Origin of the sequence: Mycobacterium mantenii (genome assembly GCF_010731775.1) — a bacterium.
GTDB classification, from domain to species: Bacteria; Actinomycetota; Actinomycetes; order Mycobacteriales; family Mycobacteriaceae; genus Mycobacterium; species Mycobacterium mantenii.
Genome location: NZ_AP022590.1, coordinates 4,226,280 through 4,242,377 on the forward strand (window position 1 = coordinate 4,226,280; position 16,098 = coordinate 4,242,377).

Consider the following 16,098-nt stretch of genomic DNA (forward strand, 5'->3'; position numbering starts at 1 on the left):
ATGTCTATTCCGTGGACTGCGTCACAGCGGTACGGGTGCGCCACGGCACCGGCAGGCCTCGGCCTGGTCCAGGACTTCCTCAACACGAGGGCTATCGACGGGTACGGGCCGGACCTGCTGGCCAACCCGGAGAATGCCGGCGACTGGGCGGCCACCGCGGTGCGGGCGTGGTCGTCCGTCCGCGATGTGGATTTGTCGTCACCGGAGTTGCGTGACGCGGATTTGGTCAAGCTGCGCGCCTTGCGGACCACCATCGGGCGGCTGGTGGCCGGCGAACCGCCGAGCCGTCGGGGCGTCGGCGGTGTCGGTGCATTTTTCACGCTGTCCGACGCCGGTGAGGTGCGGCTGGACCCCAGCGGCAGCGGTTGGCGCTGGCTGGCATCGGCCCTGTGGGGCGAGATCCTGCTGAGCCAGCAAGCCGGTACCTGGCGGCGGATCAAGCGCTGCCACAACCACCGGTGCGGTTCGACGTTCTACGACCGCTCGAAGAACAACAGCGGGGTCTGGCACGACGTCAAGACGTGCGGCAACGCCGTCAACCTGCGGGCCTCCCGGGCCCGGCGGCGCGAACGCGATCGGGCCGCGGGCTCAGGCCTTCTGCCAGAGCAGGCGGTACCGGTAGTAGAGACCCCGCCGGATGCGGGCCCCCGGTAGGACGTCCCTTGTGGTCCGCCGGATCTCGGCCAGACTTTCGCGGGGATCGGCGACCGCGACCCCGATGTTGCGAGTTTCCCGGTGCAGCAACGAACCCGCGTATGCCGCCGGTGTACAAAGACCGGCCCACACCCAGTCGGCGACGCTCTTGTTGGCGGACAGTCCGATGACAGCCAATTTGCCTGCGGGGCGAAGCATCTCGCGCGCCTTCTGCAATGCGGCGCGCAGCCGCAGATGATGCAGGCTGGCAACGAAGGTGATGGGATCGAAGGAACGCTCGGCCGGCTCGAGATCCTCGAACGGCAGCAGTTCCACCGAGGCGTTTCCGATCGGCTGCAATCGCTCCGATGCGCGCCACACCGATATCGGATCCGCATCGATGCCCACGACGCGGCGTGATACCGCGGCTAACCGCTGAGCAAGCAGCCCCTCCCCGCATCCGACCTCCAGGACATCGCCGCGGTTCCGCGAGGCGATACCGATCAGCCAGGGGTGATAGGCGCTGTTGTGGTTCCAGTAGAAGTCGTGCTTCGCGTAGTCATTCACCGTCGCCCCAGTCTGCCCGTCTGGGGGTCAACAGCGTTCGACGCCTCTGGACATCAGGCGCGGGCCCGCGGTCGCGGGGCGCCGCTTGCCTTTGAGCATCACGTGCAAGACGCCGGAGGCGCGCGACTTCAGTGGCGCGACCATGTCGAAAGTGGCGGGAGCCTGGCTGACCCAGGCCGGAAGTGTAGCCACAGTGTGTTCCTTTGTTATTTCGGCCTGTGCGCCGACTCATTGAATTGCACCGCAGCTGTTTTACGGGGGTGCCGCGCCGTGGTAAACGCGACGAAAAGCCATTCTGTGGCGTGCGGCACACCTAAGCCGCAACGAAAGGCACGCAACTGCCTTGCTAGTGAAAACCCTTGAACCGGCGTAGATAACCAAGCAAACGGTGTGCCGGCACCGGTTTGGGCCAGTCGTCGGAGCGGAAATACGCGTCAGTGCCCCCGTCGACAAACACTACACTGCCGCACAGGAAATCGGCGGCATCGGACAACATGAAACACATCCACTCCGCCATGTGTCCCGCGTCACCGAAGCCGCCAAGCGGGACCGGGAACGACCGGACGGCCTTGGCCTGCCGGGGGTCCGACAATTGTTCTTGCAGAAGCGGTGTCATGATCGCGCCGGGCGACAGGGCGTTCAGGCGCACGCCCGACCCGGCCCATTCCGGCAGCACCGCGTGTCGCCGCACCCAACGGCTGACAGCGATCTTGGAAGCCGCATACATCATCGTCGGCGCCGCCGGACCCATCAGCCGCACCGCTCGCAGCGCCTTGTCGGCATCGTGATCAAGCAGCGCCTTGACGGCCCGGCGCGGCACCGCGGGCACCGTTGTTGTCGAATTACTAGCGACGACAACGACCTTCGCGCCTTCGGCGGTGGCCAGCGCCGAGCGCCAGGCGGCCAGCAATTCGACTACCCCGAAATAGTTGACCGCGGCGATCTGGCGGACCCGATCCCGGCCGGGGCTGGGACCCAGACCGGCCGCCAGCACCGCGCCGTCCAGTCTGTTGTCGGAGGCCGCCAAGACGCGGTCGGCGGCCTCTTTGCGTCCATCTGGCGACGACAGATCGGCGACGATGTCGGCGTCCTTGATGTCGACACCGATGATGGTGTGCCCGTTGTCCCGAAGACGCTGCGCGGTCTCGCGGCCCATCCCCGAAGCCGACCCGGTAATCGCATAGGTCCCCATAGGCTCCTCCGTTCTCAGGGCAGTATGCCCGGTGACCCTGTCGCTCCGGCTGGCCCCGCCCGCTGAGTGGCCGAGGACATTTTCGGATCAGGGTTCCGCCGCGGCCTTCTCGACGTCGAGCAGCTGTTCGCCGCGCCGCTCTTCGTCATAGGCCTTGCGTCCGCCCCGCAGCCCGAACAGCCGTTTCGAGATCAGCAGGTAGATCACCGCGGCGACGTTGATGGTGAAGGTCACCGCGCGGGTCATCGTGATGCCCCTGGCCAGGTCGTAGATCTCCAGCGGCAAGAAGACCGAGGTGGCGATCACCGCGAAGTATTCGCCCCAGCGTTTCAGTAGCCACAGGCCCACCCCTTCGACGACCTCGAGCAGCGCGTAACCGGCCAGCATCAGGGTCAGCAGCGCCAGGGTGGACGGCTTGGCAGCCAGTGCCTTCTCCAACTCGTGCACGATCGTCATCTGATCGACCTTGAAGCCCGCGGCGCGAAAGACCGGCAGGTCGCGATCGAAGGTGGCCTGAATGGCGCCGCGCGCGCCGCGAAACTTCCACACCGCGTAGGCCGCCAGCGCAATCGCCACCGCCCGGAACAAGCGTTCCACCGCCAGTACGCGGATGATGATGGCCTGGCGTAATGCCTTGCCGCGCGTGATCATCGGTGCGTCTTCGGCGCGGCCGCGGCCATGCGGCTCACCGACCGTGAATTCGCCGCACCGCAAGCAGCGCCACACTTCACCCAGCCCGGTGCGCCCGCTCAGCCGGTCGGCGAGTGACTTCTCGTCGGGTGCATAGGTGACGTGACCGGCAACAGCGCAGGTGACCAGCTCCCACCGATTGCGGCCGTGTTCTTTGCCCATCGCCGGATCATTCACGGCGGGCGGTCGACCACGCAAGGGGGCGCGCACATCCTGCGCAGCAAGGGCGTCAGAAGCGGGGCTTGCTGCGTGCGCGCCGGGCGGTGGGAAGCACCGACCCGAGTAGGCCGGTGAGTCCGGTGATCGGGATTTCGTCGAGCCGGGACACTGCGGCGACAATGTCGGCGCGCAAAGGGGCGTCGCAGAACGGTTCGGCGAGCCAGCCGAACTTGTCCACGACCCGTTCCCAGGACATCGGGCGGGTGGGTGATCCCTCGTAATCCGACTGCTCGCGGCTGAACTCTCGCCCGTCGTCCACGATCACGTGCACACGAGCCGCCGTGCGTTGCGGATAATCCGCCGTCAGATCGGCGGCCGGCTTGACCTCCACCCGTGACAGCAGTTCCTGGACGTCGCTTCGCGAAACCCGCTCGTCTTCAAGCTGTTCGGGGCCGACACCGCCGTCGATCAGGGCGACCGCGGTCAGGTATTTGAGGTTGTAGTCGGCCTGCTCCTTGGTGATCGGATGTTCTTTGTCGCCGTACGCTCCCCCACCGGCGAAGTCGTATGCCCCCTGGAAGACCTCGAGGACGACCCGCGCGACATCCGCACCGCGCAAACCGTTCTCGCTGCGAACTGCCAGCACCGCATCGATCACCACCTGACCGTGGATGAGCGAGCAGTACTGCTTCAAGTAGGTCTGCTCGACGCAGGTGAGACCCCGGTCAGCGGTGCGGAGATCGATGGGCTGATCGAACAGCTGCACCAACCCGTGTGGGCCTTCGAACAGCGACTTGGGTCCGGTGATGCCGCGGGCGGCCAGCATCGTGGTGTACACCGCACGCATACCGGTGATCGCCGGCGAGATGCCCTTCCAGTTCGAAACCGGTTCGGCGTGCACGGTCGCCAACGACACGTTGTCGGCCGCCGCGGCGGCGATGGCGTTGGCGGTCTGCTCGGCGCTCAGTCCCAGCAGCTTTGCGCTGCCCGCCGCAACCGACATCGACAGCTGCAGCGCGTGATTGAGTCCGCGCGCCATCACGGGAACCTGCGCGCTGAAACGGCATTGGATCTCGTATGCGACTGCCAGTGCCAGCAGAAAGTCGTCTCCGCCGGCGCCGGTGTGCTCGGCGACGGCCAGAATGGCGCCGATGTTGTCGGCGGGATGGCAGAGCCCGCCCACGGTCAGATAGGTGTCGAGCAGATCGGGATAGCGCACCAGCACCGCGTTGAAAAACGCGGCCTGGTCCACCGATGCCCGCCCGCCGCCGACCAGGGTGGCCGTCGGGGCGCCACCGAACCGGGCGGTGTGTTCGCGAAGCGTCGGGATGAGCTCGCCGTCCAGTGAACCGACCGCGCACGCGATGCTGTCCAGCACATTGCGTTTCAACAACGCCCGCGGTTGTCCGGTCAGATCCGCCGGTCGCGCACGAATGACGAAATCGGCCAGATCGTCGACAACGTAGTTATGTGCCACCAGTTTTCGCCTCCCAGGCGAGGCTACCTTGCCGCGGGCGGGCAGCGACCGCCGTCCGGTGCCCGATCTTTGTGCGATGCACTACATGGCGGTGTCGATCGCGGCCGGTCGCGGTGGCGACCCGCTCAGTTCGGCCGTCTCGTCGGTCAGGTGTTTACCGATGTCCCGGATCTGGCGGGCGCTCAGCGCACACAGCGGGTGCACGGCCACCATCAGGGCGACGCGCCGCCGACCGTCGAAAACCGGCGCGGCGATGGTCACGACGGGTTGCTTGCGGCGGCCCGGGTTGTCGTCGGAGAGGAATCCGATGGTGGTGAACTCGACCAGCAACTGATCCATGATGTGGCGCACCGGAGTCGGCATCTCGCTGCTGTCCAAGGTGCCGACCACCTGCACCGCCTGCGCAAGCGCCGGCGTCGTCCAATCGACGTCGAAGCCGCGTTCACGCGTGTGGGCCAACACCTGTCTGAGGCGCTCCGTGCGGTCGGCATTGCCGCCCGCGCCGCGCCGGATCCACGCGCGTTGTTCCTCCTCGGTGTCCCAGGCCGCCATCGCGACGCCGAACGGCGGCGCGTACGGAATGCGATCACCCGGTATTCCCGAGGGCTGGGTGGCCGGTTCACCCTCAAATGCGGTGACCACCAAGGATTCACCGAACTTCTCGACCACCGAACAGGCGTAGCCGACTTCGCGGGAGAGTCGCAGCGCCGCGGACCGCGCCGCATGCGCGAGCGGCCGGGCGGTGTCCGTGCGGGCGGCCACCACGGCGAGCGCGGGACCGAGGGTGAACGTTTTTGCGACCGGATCGCGACTGGCCCAACCGCGGTCACACAACGTCTTCAGAATTGCGTGCGCGGTCGCCTGGGTGAGATCCAGCTCGCGCACCACATCGGAGAAGCGCAGTCGCGCACTTCCGGACCGCGCCAGCAGCTCGACGACATCGAGCACGCGGGCGGTCGGCGCTGACGTCGATCCGCGAATCGCTTGACTCCTTTACGACGGCGTTTTTACAGTTGTGCGAACATTCGAGATCATATATCGATTATTCGAGAGAGTTAACGCATTGCGCGCTGTGGTGTTACGGGACGGGCGGTTGCAGGTCCGCGAGACGCCGGACCCCGAGCCCGGACCGGGCGAGTTGCTGCTGCGCACGTTGAGCACTGCGATCTGCGCATCCGACGTACATTTCATGGATCATCCCGAACTTGCCGTCGACGACCCGACCGGTCGCTCGTTGTACGACACCGAGCGCGACATCGTGCTCGGCCACGAATTCGCCGGCGAGGTCATCGGGCGCGGGCCCGGCTGCACCGACCAGTTCGCCCTCGGTACGCGCGTGACGGCCATGCCGGTGCGCCTTGTCGATGGCGGCGCGGGCGGAATGCGGATCATCGGTCAGCATCCCGAGGCGCAGGGCAGTTTCGCTGAGCTGCTGGTGGTTTCGGAAGTTGCGGCCAAACCCGTCCCCGATGAGGTGTCCGGCGACGCCGTGGCATTGACCGACGCGTTCGCCGTCGGCGAGTTCTACGTGCGGTCGGCGCAGTTGCAACAAGGCGAGATCCCCATCGTCGTCGGCGCGGGAGCGATCGGGCTCTCAGCGGTCGCAGCCCTGGCCGGTCGCGGCATCGAACCCATCGTCGTCACGGACTACAAATCCGACCGGCGCCAACTCGCCCGTGACCGCTTCGGCGCGCACGTCCTGGTCGACGCGGCCGACACGTCCCCGTTCGACGCGTTTAACCAGGTCCGTGCGCAATACGGGTTGTCCGGCCCCGCAGTCATATTCGAATGCGTGGGGGCATCCGGCTTGATTCAGAAACTGGTCGAATCCGCCGAAATGGGCACCGCATCTACTGTGCGGGCGGCTGGTACACCGGCGACACCCTCGACATCACCACCGCCACCCGCCAGGGCGTGACCATCCAGTTCGGTGGTGGCCCGCACCCGCAAGACTGGTACGGCACACTCGACGCCATCGTGGCGGGCCGGTTGGACCCGCTGCCGAGCGTCGGCAAGATCATCGGCCTCGACGAGGTGCCGGACGCCCTCGATCAGGCCCGCAGGTCCGACGGTCCGCCCAGAATCGTCGTCCGCCCGAATGGAGACATCTTGTGAGCGAACGCGATGACCGCCAAGACATCTCCGACCTGCTGGTGCGCTATGCGACGGGGATCGACCGGCGCGACTGGCCGCTGTTTCGCACCGTGTTCACCGACGACTGCGAACTCGACTACGGCGAGATCGGGACGTGGCACGGCGTCGACGCCGTCGCCGCCTTCATGGAGCAGGTGCACGCCCTGGCGGGGCACACCCTGCACCGCCTGACCAACCAGACCATCGCCCTCGACGGTGACAACGCCACGGCACGCACCTATATCGACGGCCTGATCATGGCCGGCAACAACAACTCTGGCGTCAACGCGATCGGTTTCTACGACGACGACATTGTGCGCACACCGGCGGGGTGGCGCATCGCCCGCCGGCGCTACACCCAGGTGCGCATCACGACGGTGGGGAACGCATAGATGACATTCGCGACGAAATACGGACCGTGGGCGCTGGTGGCCGGAGCCTCCGACGGGGTGGGCGCGGCGTTCGCCGAAGGCCTCGCCGAGCGCGGTGTCAACGTGGTGTTGCTGGCCCGCCGCCAAACCGTTCTCGACCGCGTCGCCGCCGAGATCGAGGCCAACACATCGGCGCAAACCCGCACTGTAGCAATCGATCTCGCGCGGCCGGGCGCGGCCGTGACGATCGCCGCGGCGACCCGAGACCTGGAGATCGGAATGCTCGTGTACTGCGCGGGTGCCGACCCGAATTTCGAGCCGTTCCTCGCCAATTCGATCGAAGCCGCCGAGGCGATGGTGCAGCGCAACTGCATGGTGCCTATGCAGCTGTGTCACCATTTCGCGCCCGCAATGGTGGAACGAGGCAGCGGCGGCATCGTCATCTTCGGTTCCGGCGCCGGGCTGGCCGGCGGTCCGAACATGGTGGCCTACGGCGCCTCCAAGGCATTCGACATGGTCTTCGCCGAGGCGCTGTGGGCCGAACTGCACGACAAGGGCGTCGACGTCTTGGGCCTCATCCTGGGTAAGACCAACACACCGGCATTGCGCGAACTCGAATACAGCCGCGGCCAGCTCGGCTCCCCCGACGAGGTGCCAACGGACGCGGCGGCCGTGACCGACGTCATCGCCGAGGCGTTCGAAAACCTGGGCAACGGCCCGACCCTGATGGTGGGCGAGACCATGCGCGCCGCCGCGCAGCTGCTGGCATCGCTGAGCCGAAACCAGGCCGTCGAGCTGTTCGCCCAAGCCGCCGCGGCGGCCATGGGCCCGGACGCTTGAGCCCGGCGGGAACCGCGGGCGTTCGCTGTGCGTCGTACACCCAATGGCGAGGTTTGCCAAAGTTCTAAATCAGGGCAGCCTAACTCTGGCCTCAAGGAGGCCCTGGGCAGCAAATATAGGTACCGTAGTGCTGTTGCTTTAGCCGACCCGCTACGTTGCTGACCACGTAGGCCCGGGGTATTTTGGGTATCCGATTCGCCACGGCAACCGAGCCGACGTAGCCACCCGATCGCCACCGCCTGCGAAGGATGACGATGCTCGCCATAGACAGGCCCGCAGCCACCGTCTGGACGACGGCACGCTGGCGGCGCCGCACCCTGACCCGTTCTGGACTGATCACCGGCGCATTCGTCGTCCCGGCCGTGGTCGTCCGCATCGCCGGCCTGCATACCGGCGCGGTGCTGGCCCTGCTGATCTTCGGGGCGGCGGTGGTCGCGGCGAGTTTCTTGCTGGCGTGGGCCGCCGAGGCCGCCCAGATCGACGTCTCCGGCGGGCTGGCGACGGCGCTGCTCGCGTTGATAGCCGTGTTGCCCGAATACGCCGTCGACCTTTACTACGCCTACGTGTCCGGCCACAACGCGGATTACACGCAGTACGCCGCCGCCAACATGACCGGGTCCAACCGGCTGTTGATGGGTCTGGGCTGGCCGGTTGTGGTGCTGGTGAGCATCCTGGTCGCGCGCAAGTCCGGTGCGCACAAGTCCCCTGGTTTGACACTGGAACCAGCAAACCGCCTGGAACTCGGATTCCTGTTGGTCGCCGGTGTGATCGCGTTCCTGATCCCGGCGAGCGGCCAGATCCATCTCGGGCTGGGGCTGGCGTTGCTGGCCTGGTTCGGGTTCTACCTCTACAAGGTCAGCCACGGCGACGTCGAAGAGCCCGACCTGATAGGCACCGCGGCCGCTCTGGGTGAACTGCCCGACCGCCGGCGGCGCATCGCCGTGGTCGGCCTGTTCCTTATATCGGGCGGGGTCATCCTGCTGTGCGCCAAGCCCTTTGCCGACAATCTGGTCGCCGCCGGCACCGAACTCGGCATCAACCGCTTCCTGTTGGTGCAGTGGCTGGCTCCGCTGGCCTCCGAAGCACCGGAGTTCATCATCGCGACGATCTTCGCCACCCGCGGCAAGGGTACGGTGGCCATCGCCACGCTGATCTCCTCCAAGGTCAACCAATGGACCCTGCTGATCGGGTCACTGCCGATCGCCCACCTGCTGGGCGGCGGCGGGTTCTCCCTGTACCTCGACTCCCGCCAGGTGGAGGAGGTGCTGCTCACCGCGACCCAGACGATGATGGGGGTCACGCTCATCCTGGCGTTGCGGTTCCACCGGGCCGCCGCATGCACACTGCTCGGACTGTTCGTCGTCCAGTTCCCGATCTTCTCGACACAGGGGCGGCTACTGCTTTGCGGCGCCTATACCGCGGTGGCCGTCGTCGGGCTGATCCTCAACCGCCGTCACATCGCTGCCACCATCGGGGCGCCGTTCTTCGGCACGGCCCTCCGGCACAGCGGTCACCCGCACCACGACGGCGCGGAAGGTGTCAGCCGCCCCGCGTAGGCCGGCGCCGATGACCGCCCCGCGGCCGGGTCCGAAATCGCGCTGCGTATACCGTCCAGGTATGAATCGAGTGTCGGTGATCACCGGCGGCGCCGGCGGCATGGGTGTGGCCACCGCCAAAATCGTCGGCCGCGACCATGCCTTGGTCCTCTGCGACGTCAGGCAGGACCGCCTGAAGGCCGCGGCTGCAAACCTGGAAGAGCTCGGGATGACCGTCACGGCCGTCGACTGTGACGTCACCGAGCGGCGGGCGGTCACGGACCTGCTCGCCACCGCGCACGATCTCGGGACCCTCGCCTCGGTGATCCACACCGCGGGGGTGAGCCCGAGCATGGGCCCGGCCGACTACGTCATGCGGACCAACGCGCTCGGCACGCTCAACGTGAACGAGGCGCTTTTCGCGGTCGCCGGCGAGGGCGCGGTGATCGTCAACGTGGCGTCGATGGCGGCGCACCTGCTGCCCGCGGAAATGGTTCCGGTGGATCAGTTTCCGCTGGCGCTGACGGACGCCGACGCCTTTTTGGAGGCCATGCTGACGACCTGCAACATCGTGCCCGAAGAAGCGCGGTCCGGCCTCGCCTACGCCGTGAGCAAGAGCTTCGTGAAGTGGTACAGCCAGTCGCAGGCGGAGCGATTCAACACGCGTGGGGTGCGCATCGTCTCGGTGTCGCCCGGCTCGATCGACACCGAGATGGGCCGGCTCGAGGAGCAGGCCGGGGCCGGCGCGATGGTCACCAACGCCGCCGTCCCGCGGTGGGGCAAGCCGGAAGAGATGGCCGAGCTGCTCGCGTTCTGCGCCAGCGAGAAGGCCGGATATCTGACCGGCACAGACATTCTCAACGACGGCGGCGTGATCGCCTCGATGACCGAACGAGCCAGGGTGACCGCCGGCAGCTAGCCGAGGTAGTACAGCTCCTCGACCTCCCGGCTATTCCTCGCCCCCCGCGCCGACGATGGCATCGGACAGGCCCGCACCCCTGCGCATCGGCGGGGTGCCGCGGTGTACCCACTCCCGTGGGCGCAGCCGCCAGGTCCGGCGCGCGTACTCCAGCTCGGTGTACGGCCACTGGGTGACGATGCGCCCGGACGGCGATCGGAAGTAGCTGTCGCACTGCGTCCAGATGGTGCGCTCCAGATCCGCGGAAAGTACATCGTTGTAACGCTTTTCGGCCTCGGGTCGCACGTCGAGATAGCCACCGCGGCGCGCCAGGCGGCTCAGCGCGCTGGCGACCAGTCGCGCCCCGGCCTCGAGGATGTAGACGATGGAGTTGCCACCCTGGTTGGTGTTGGGGCCGTAGAGCATGAAGAAATTCGGGAATCCGCTGACCGCCACGCCCAGGTAGGCGCTCGGGTCGTCGCCCCAGTGCTCGTGCAGGCTTTCGCCGCCTCGTCCGATTACCTCGATGCCGGCGAGGTAGCGGCTGGTTTGGAATCCGGTGGCGCACACGATGGCGTCGGCGTCCACCGACTCGCCGCCGAGGGTAGCGATCGACGTCTCGGTAACTCGTGCGATCGGTTCGGTGACCAAATCGACGTGGTCCTTCTGTAGCGCGCGATAGTAGTCATCGCCGAGCAGCACCCGCTTGCAGCGGAATGGATAGTCGGGAGTCAGGGCGAGACGAAGCCGCTCGTCGGCGACGGTGCGCTCGAGAAACGAGGTTGCGACGCGTGAGCGACTGGCCACTTGTGGGTCTTCGACCGCGCTTCCGGCAAAGTCGTGGAACTGCTTCCAGATTCGCCACCGTTCCCTACGGGCCGCCCACGGATGGCGACGGAACCTCGCCAGCTCCCGAGGACTGAACGGACGGTCGTCCTTGGGCACCATCCACGGGGGCGTGCGCTGGAAAACGGTGACACGCGAGGCGATTCGGGCGAGCTCCGGCACCACCTGCACCGCGCTGGCGCCGGTGCCGATCACCGCAACCTTCTTGCCACCCAAGTCCACGCCAGGCTCCCACGCGGACGTGTGCATCAGGTGGCCGCGGTAGCCGTCGAGGCCGTCGATGTCAGGCAGCCGGGGAGGGCCGAACAACCCGACGGCGCTCACTACGACATCGGCCCGCAGCGTGGTGACGGTGTCGCTGTTCGCTTGCTGCAGCTGCAATTCCCACTGGCAGCTGTCCTCGTTCCATTGCGCCCGCCGTACGTAGGTCCGCAGGTTCAGGTGCCGGCGCAGGTCGAAGTCGTCGACCACCGACTCCAGGTAGGCCAGAATCTCAGGCTGCCGCGCATACGTGCGGCTCCAGTTACGGTTCAGCGCGAACGAGAACGAGTACAGGTGGCTCTGCACGTCGCAGGCGGCGCCGGGGTAGGTGTTGCGCCGCCAGGTGCCGCCGACGCCGTCGGCGGCCTCGATGATCACCAGATCGTCGATTCCCCTGCGGCGCAGCGCGACTGCAGCGGCGACTCCGCCGAAGCCGGCCCCGATGATCGCGACCCGCGGCTGCGGACGCCGCCGTGTTGCCGCTTCGAGCCGGCCGAGGGAATACCAGCGTGCGGCTGCGCGGCTCGTCATGGTGCAACCTTCTTGTTTCGCAGATTCAGTCCCTCCAGCGCGCCGCGGTCACGCCAGCTCGCGAGGATATCGGCGTATTCGGTTGGCGTTCCGAAGAAGAAGCTGCCCTGCCGCGTCTTGGCGTCGGCCTGCCCCTCACGGTTGTAGTAGCCGGGGGTGCAGGTCTTGGCCCGCTCGGCGGTCAAAGCGGAGCGCGCCAGCACGGTATCAACCCAGGCGGCCTCGGCATCGGCCGAGGCCTCGAGCTCGGTGACGCCTTGCTTGAGGGCCCGGGCGATGATCCATGCGACGTGGCGGGCCTGCACGTCGAGCAGATAGGGAAAGTTCACGGTGAGTCCGGACTGGGCGATGCTTTCGATAAAACAGTTCGGGAAACCGTGTACGCAAAGACCGTGAAGGGTCCGAACGCCGTCCCGCCATGCGTCGGTCAACGTCAGACCGTCACGGCCTATCACCTCGAAGCCCGTGCGCCTACTGTAGTCAGTGCCCACCTCGAATCCCGTGGCGAAAATCAAACAGTCCAGCCCGTATTCGACCCCGTCGACCACTACGCCGGCCTCGGTGATGCGCTCGACACCGCGGCCCCGGGTGTCAACCAACCTGACGTTTTCGCGATTGAAAGTTTGTAGATACTCGTCGTGAAAGCACGGCCGCTTGCAGAAGTACCCATACCACGGCTTGAGCGCCTCCGCGGTCGTGCGGTCAGACACGAGGGCGTCCACGCGTGCACGGATCTCTTCCATCTGGGCGAAGTCAGCCAGTTCCACTTCGCGGACCCGTTGCAGTGGATCGGAACCGTTGCCGGTCTCGTGGCGCATCACCGGCAGCTTTCGCGTGATGCTGGTCCAGGCGTCGGCGACCAAGTCTTCGTCGGCGTGTCCTCCGGCGGTGAGGATTTGGAAGTTCTCGATCCGTCTCTGTTGCCAGCCGGGCGACAGGGTCTTCGCCCACTGAGGATCGGTCGGCCCATTCGCCCGCACATTCACCGTCGATGGTGTGCGTTGAAACACGTGGAGCTGCTGACTTTTTCGGGCTAAATGTGGCACACACTGGATGGCGGTAGCGCCGGTGCCGATGATGCCGACACGCTTGTCGGCCAGGTGTTCAAGGTCTTCTCCCGTGTATCGGTAATCCCAGCGGCTGGTGTGGAACATGTGACCGCGAAACGCTGCTATTCCCGGTATTCCGGGCAGCTTGGGTTTGTTCAGATAGCCGTTGGCCATCGACACGAAGCGGGCCCGCATCGCGTCGCCGTGATCCGTGCAAATAACCCACAGGGAATCCTCTGGATCCCAACGGATCTCGCGTACCTCAGTCCGCAGGCAGGCGTCGCGGTAGAGATCGTAGTGCTCGGCGATGCGCTGGCAGTGCGCGAAGATCTCCGCGCCCTTGGCGTACTTCTCGGTCGGGATGTAGCCAAGTTCCTCCAGCAGCGGCATGTACACATACGACTCGACGTCACAGGCGATGCCGGGATAGCGATTCCAATACCAGGTGCCGCCCACGTCGGCGGCCTTATCGATCAGTCGCACACTGTCCACGCCGTGTTCGCGCAACCGTGCACCTGTCAGCAGGCCGCCGAAGCCGGCGCCTATCACCGCGACGTCGACAGTGTCGGTAAGTGGGTCGCGGCTGTAGCGCGGATCGCACCATGGGTCCTCGCCGAAGCGAGCGAACCGGCCCGCCACCTCTACATACTGTTGGATGCCATCAGGCCGTAGCCGTCGCTGCCTCTCCTGGTCGTACTTTCGTCGTAGCGCCTCTTCGTCGAATGGCAGGCCGTCCGCTGTCGTCACTATCTACGACCCCTTCTACCGGCTCGCTGGGCGGAGCCGAGTCGCCCAGCGGATGTGCGCACCGAGGCATTCACCGCGAGCATATAATCAATCGCTTGATCATATCAATGGGTCCGCCCTTCTGCTCACCGTTGATCCACAAAGGCTCAACGCCGGGGTGGACGCCTGCCGACAGCCGCGCGGCGCGCTGGTGCCGCGCCACCTCCTGAGAACAACGCACCCCTGATTAACGGCTTCGCCGCCGCAAGCGCTCGCTGGTACGCCTTGGGCGAGGCCGTTGCGGCCAGTTCGGTCAGGCCATACAGCAGCGCATAGATCACCTCGACGATGGCTCGCGCCTGGGCGCGGTCGACCGAGGGCTGTGTGCGGTACGCGTCGTGGATCACGTCCTCGATGATTTTGCGTAGCGCATGCAGTTCGATGTCGCCACCCCCGCCCACCGAAAGCTCCGCGGCGCCCTGGGCGCGGATCGCCCACTCGAACGCCGCCAGGTCGGGATACTCACGCATCAGCCGACCCGACTCATCCAGTACGGCCTCTATCCGGTCGACTGCGTCGCCGGGCTGCTCGGCGGCTCGACGCAACCGGGGCAACGCGATGTCGGTTCTCGCCGCGATGGCCGCGTTGATGAGCTCCGTCTTGTTCGGGAAGTAGTTGTAGAGACTGGCGCTGGTGACGTTGGCTGAGCGAGCGATTTCGCGGATCGTCGCCCGCGAATAACCCATCTCGGCTACACACCGCATCGTCGCAGCGATGATGCGGTGACGCGTCTGCTCGCCGCTCGCACCGACAGGCCGGCCCAGTTGAGTTGTCGTCGTCATATCCCCAGCCAAATCGGGCAAGCGGCCGCTCCTGCGTCTATCGGTCGCCCGCAGCGATCGTCGACGGGTACGGGGACGGGGCGCTGCGCGGCTAAGGCCGATATTAGGCGCCATGGACGTCTGGATCACCTCCATCGGCGTGCTGTTAATTAACAATCGATCGCTTAATATGGTGCGCGCGGGCAGCCCTGCGCCGACAAGCGATTGGTTCTGCGCCCTTCGCGCGGCGACTCACCAGGAGGCGTTGATCATGAGGAGTTGGCGACCTGCGATGCCAGTGCGAACGTGCAGGCGTCATGAGCTGGGCGGGTGCCGATGAAGGTCGCGGTGACCGGTCCTGCCGGCTACGTCGGCGTGAACCTGGTGCGCCTGCTGATTGAGCGCGGCAACCATGTCGTGGCCATCGATCTCAAAGACTCCAACCGCATTTCGCATCACAACCTCACAACGGTGCGCGCCGACATCCTCGATGCCGCCGCGATGCGTACGGCGTTGGATGGCGTCGAAGTCGTGTTCCACCTGGCCGCAGTCATCACGATGGCCCGCCGTGACGATACGGCTTGGCGGATCAACACCGAGGGCGTGCGCAGCGTCGCCGAGGCAGCGCTGGGGACGGGTGTGCGCAGAATGGTGCTCTGCAGCTCCTTGAACGCGTTCGACCCACGCAATCAGGAGGGACCGGTCGACGAATGCACCCAGCGATCCACCGCCAGCGACCTTCCGCTCTATGACCGCTCGAAATGGCAAGGCGAATGTGAGTTTTCGAGCGTGGTTGAGCGAGGCCTCGACGGGGTTATCGTCAACCCCACCGGCGTGGTCGGACCGGTCGATTACGGTCCGGTGCGATTGAATCGGATGCTTCTCGAGGCGGCCCGCGGCCGGATGCTCGTCGCGATCGGCGGCGGCTTTGACATGGTCGACGTGCGCGACGTCGCATCGGGCTTGTGTGCGGCAGCCGAACACGGCCGAACTGGCGAAAACTACATCTTGGGCGGACATTTCGTTTCGTTTATCGATGCTTTCCGCATAGCGGCCGCCTGCACCGGTCGGCGCGGCCCTTTGGTTGCCCTGCCACTGCCGGTGCTGAAGCGATGCGCGCCGCTGCTCGACACCCTCGGTACCTGGCTGCGCCGCGACATGCTCGGCGCAGCGATGATCGCTACTCTCGTCAACGCTCCGCGCGTGGACGGGGCCAAGGCCCGAAGCGAGCTCGGTCACCGACCACGTGACACCGAAACCGCCATCGCCGATCTGGTTTCGTTTTTCCAACACATCGGCCGCCTACCAACACCACGCAAGGTCAGGACGACCGCCGATCAGGTGGCGCCGCCCTATGACCGCTGAAAGA

15 protein-coding genes and 1 pseudogene are annotated in these 16,098 nt (G+C 66.3%); 7 read left to right on the top strand and 9 right to left on the bottom strand.

The window, feature by feature from the left end; genetic code table 11:
- Window positions 1-63: 63 nt before the first annotated feature.
- Window positions 64-654 (top strand): CGNR zinc finger domain-containing protein, encoded by a 591-nt coding sequence (locus G6N50_RS19110; protein WP_083094771.1) that lies wholly within the window; start codon window positions 64-66, stop codon window positions 652-654.
- Here the strand turns inward: G6N50_RS19110 and G6N50_RS19115 are convergent.
- The 6 genes from G6N50_RS19115 to G6N50_RS19135 form a co-directional block, all read right to left on the bottom strand.
- Complete coding sequence (locus G6N50_RS19115; protein WP_083094698.1) at window positions 589-1,200, bottom strand: class I SAM-dependent methyltransferase; 612 nt, start codon at window positions 1,198-1,200, stop codon at window positions 589-591. The two genes, G6N50_RS19110 and G6N50_RS19115, sit on opposite strands and share 66 nt — an antisense overlap.
- A gap of 27 nt (window positions 1,201-1,227) precedes the next feature.
- Window positions 1,228-1,392, bottom strand: a complete 165-nt coding sequence (locus tag G6N50_RS28870) for a hypothetical protein (RefSeq protein WP_169926953.1) — start codon at window positions 1,390-1,392, stop codon at window positions 1,228-1,230.
- A 154-nt stretch (window positions 1,393-1,546) separates the two neighbouring features.
- Window positions 1,547-2,392 (bottom strand): SDR family oxidoreductase, encoded by an 846-nt coding sequence (locus G6N50_RS19120; protein ID WP_083094699.1) that lies wholly within the window; start codon window positions 2,390-2,392, stop codon window positions 1,547-1,549.
- 87 nt (window positions 2,393-2,479) lie between these two features.
- Window positions 2,480-3,244: a DUF2127 domain-containing protein gene (locus G6N50_RS19125; protein WP_083094700.1), complete on the bottom strand. Its 765-nt coding sequence runs from the start codon at window positions 3,242-3,244 to the stop codon at window positions 2,480-2,482.
- Between the two features lie 67 nt (window positions 3,245-3,311).
- A complete protein-coding gene (locus G6N50_RS19130; RefSeq protein WP_083094701.1) occupies window positions 3,312-4,718 on the bottom strand; it encodes an MmgE/PrpD family protein in 1,407 nt (468 codons plus the stop codon).
- Window positions 4,719-4,799: 81 nt separating this feature from the next.
- Window positions 4,800-5,666: a helix-turn-helix domain-containing protein gene (locus G6N50_RS19135; RefSeq protein WP_083094702.1), complete on the bottom strand. Its 867-nt coding sequence runs from the start codon at window positions 5,664-5,666 to the stop codon at window positions 4,800-4,802.
- 124 nt (window positions 5,667-5,790) lie between these two features.
- On the opposite strand from G6N50_RS19135, the pseudogene G6N50_RS19140 reads away from it, so the two are divergent.
- From G6N50_RS19140 to G6N50_RS19160, 5 genes and pseudogenes are all read left to right on the top strand, one after another.
- Window positions 5,791-6,833, top strand: a pseudogene (locus tag G6N50_RS19140) (zinc-binding dehydrogenase).
- Entirely contained in the window at window positions 6,830-7,243 is a 414-nt protein-coding gene (locus G6N50_RS19145; RefSeq protein ID WP_083094703.1) for a nuclear transport factor 2 family protein, read from the top strand. Before G6N50_RS19140 ends, G6N50_RS19145 begins: the two are co-directional and overlap by 4 nt.
- A complete protein-coding gene (locus tag G6N50_RS19150; RefSeq protein ID WP_083094704.1) occupies window positions 7,244-8,062 on the top strand; it encodes an SDR family NAD(P)-dependent oxidoreductase in 819 nt (272 codons plus the stop codon).
- 248 nt (window positions 8,063-8,310) lie between these two features.
- Entirely contained in the window at window positions 8,311-9,618 is a 1,308-nt protein-coding gene (locus G6N50_RS19155) for a sodium/calcium exchanger protein (protein ID WP_083094705.1), read from the top strand.
- A 61-nt stretch (window positions 9,619-9,679) separates the two neighbouring features.
- Window positions 9,680-10,516, top strand: a complete 837-nt coding sequence (locus tag G6N50_RS19160) for an SDR family oxidoreductase (RefSeq protein WP_083094706.1) — start codon at window positions 9,680-9,682, stop codon at window positions 10,514-10,516.
- 30 nt (window positions 10,517-10,546) lie between these two features.
- On the opposite strand, the gene G6N50_RS19165 is transcribed toward G6N50_RS19160, so the two are convergent.
- From G6N50_RS19165 to G6N50_RS19175, 3 genes are all read right to left on the bottom strand, one after another.
- Complete coding sequence (locus tag G6N50_RS19165; RefSeq protein ID WP_083094707.1) at window positions 10,547-12,133, bottom strand: flavin-containing monooxygenase; 1,587 nt, start codon at window positions 12,131-12,133, stop codon at window positions 10,547-10,549.
- On the bottom strand, window positions 12,130-13,929 hold the full coding sequence (locus G6N50_RS19170) for a flavin-containing monooxygenase (RefSeq protein ID WP_083094708.1): 1,800 nt from the start codon (window positions 13,927-13,929) through the stop codon (window positions 12,130-12,132). The genes G6N50_RS19165 and G6N50_RS19170 overlap by 4 nt, the downstream gene beginning before the upstream one ends.
- Before the next feature lie 146 nt (window positions 13,930-14,075).
- Complete coding sequence (locus G6N50_RS19175; protein ID WP_083094709.1) at window positions 14,076-14,750, bottom strand: TetR/AcrR family transcriptional regulator; 675 nt, start codon at window positions 14,748-14,750, stop codon at window positions 14,076-14,078.
- 315 nt (window positions 14,751-15,065) lie between these two features.
- On the opposite strand from G6N50_RS19175, the gene G6N50_RS19180 reads away from it, so the two are divergent.
- Window positions 15,066-16,094, top strand: a complete 1,029-nt coding sequence (locus G6N50_RS19180) for an NAD-dependent epimerase/dehydratase family protein (protein ID WP_083094710.1) — start codon at window positions 15,066-15,068, stop codon at window positions 16,092-16,094.
- The last annotated feature ends 4 nt before the right edge of the window (window positions 16,095-16,098 follow it).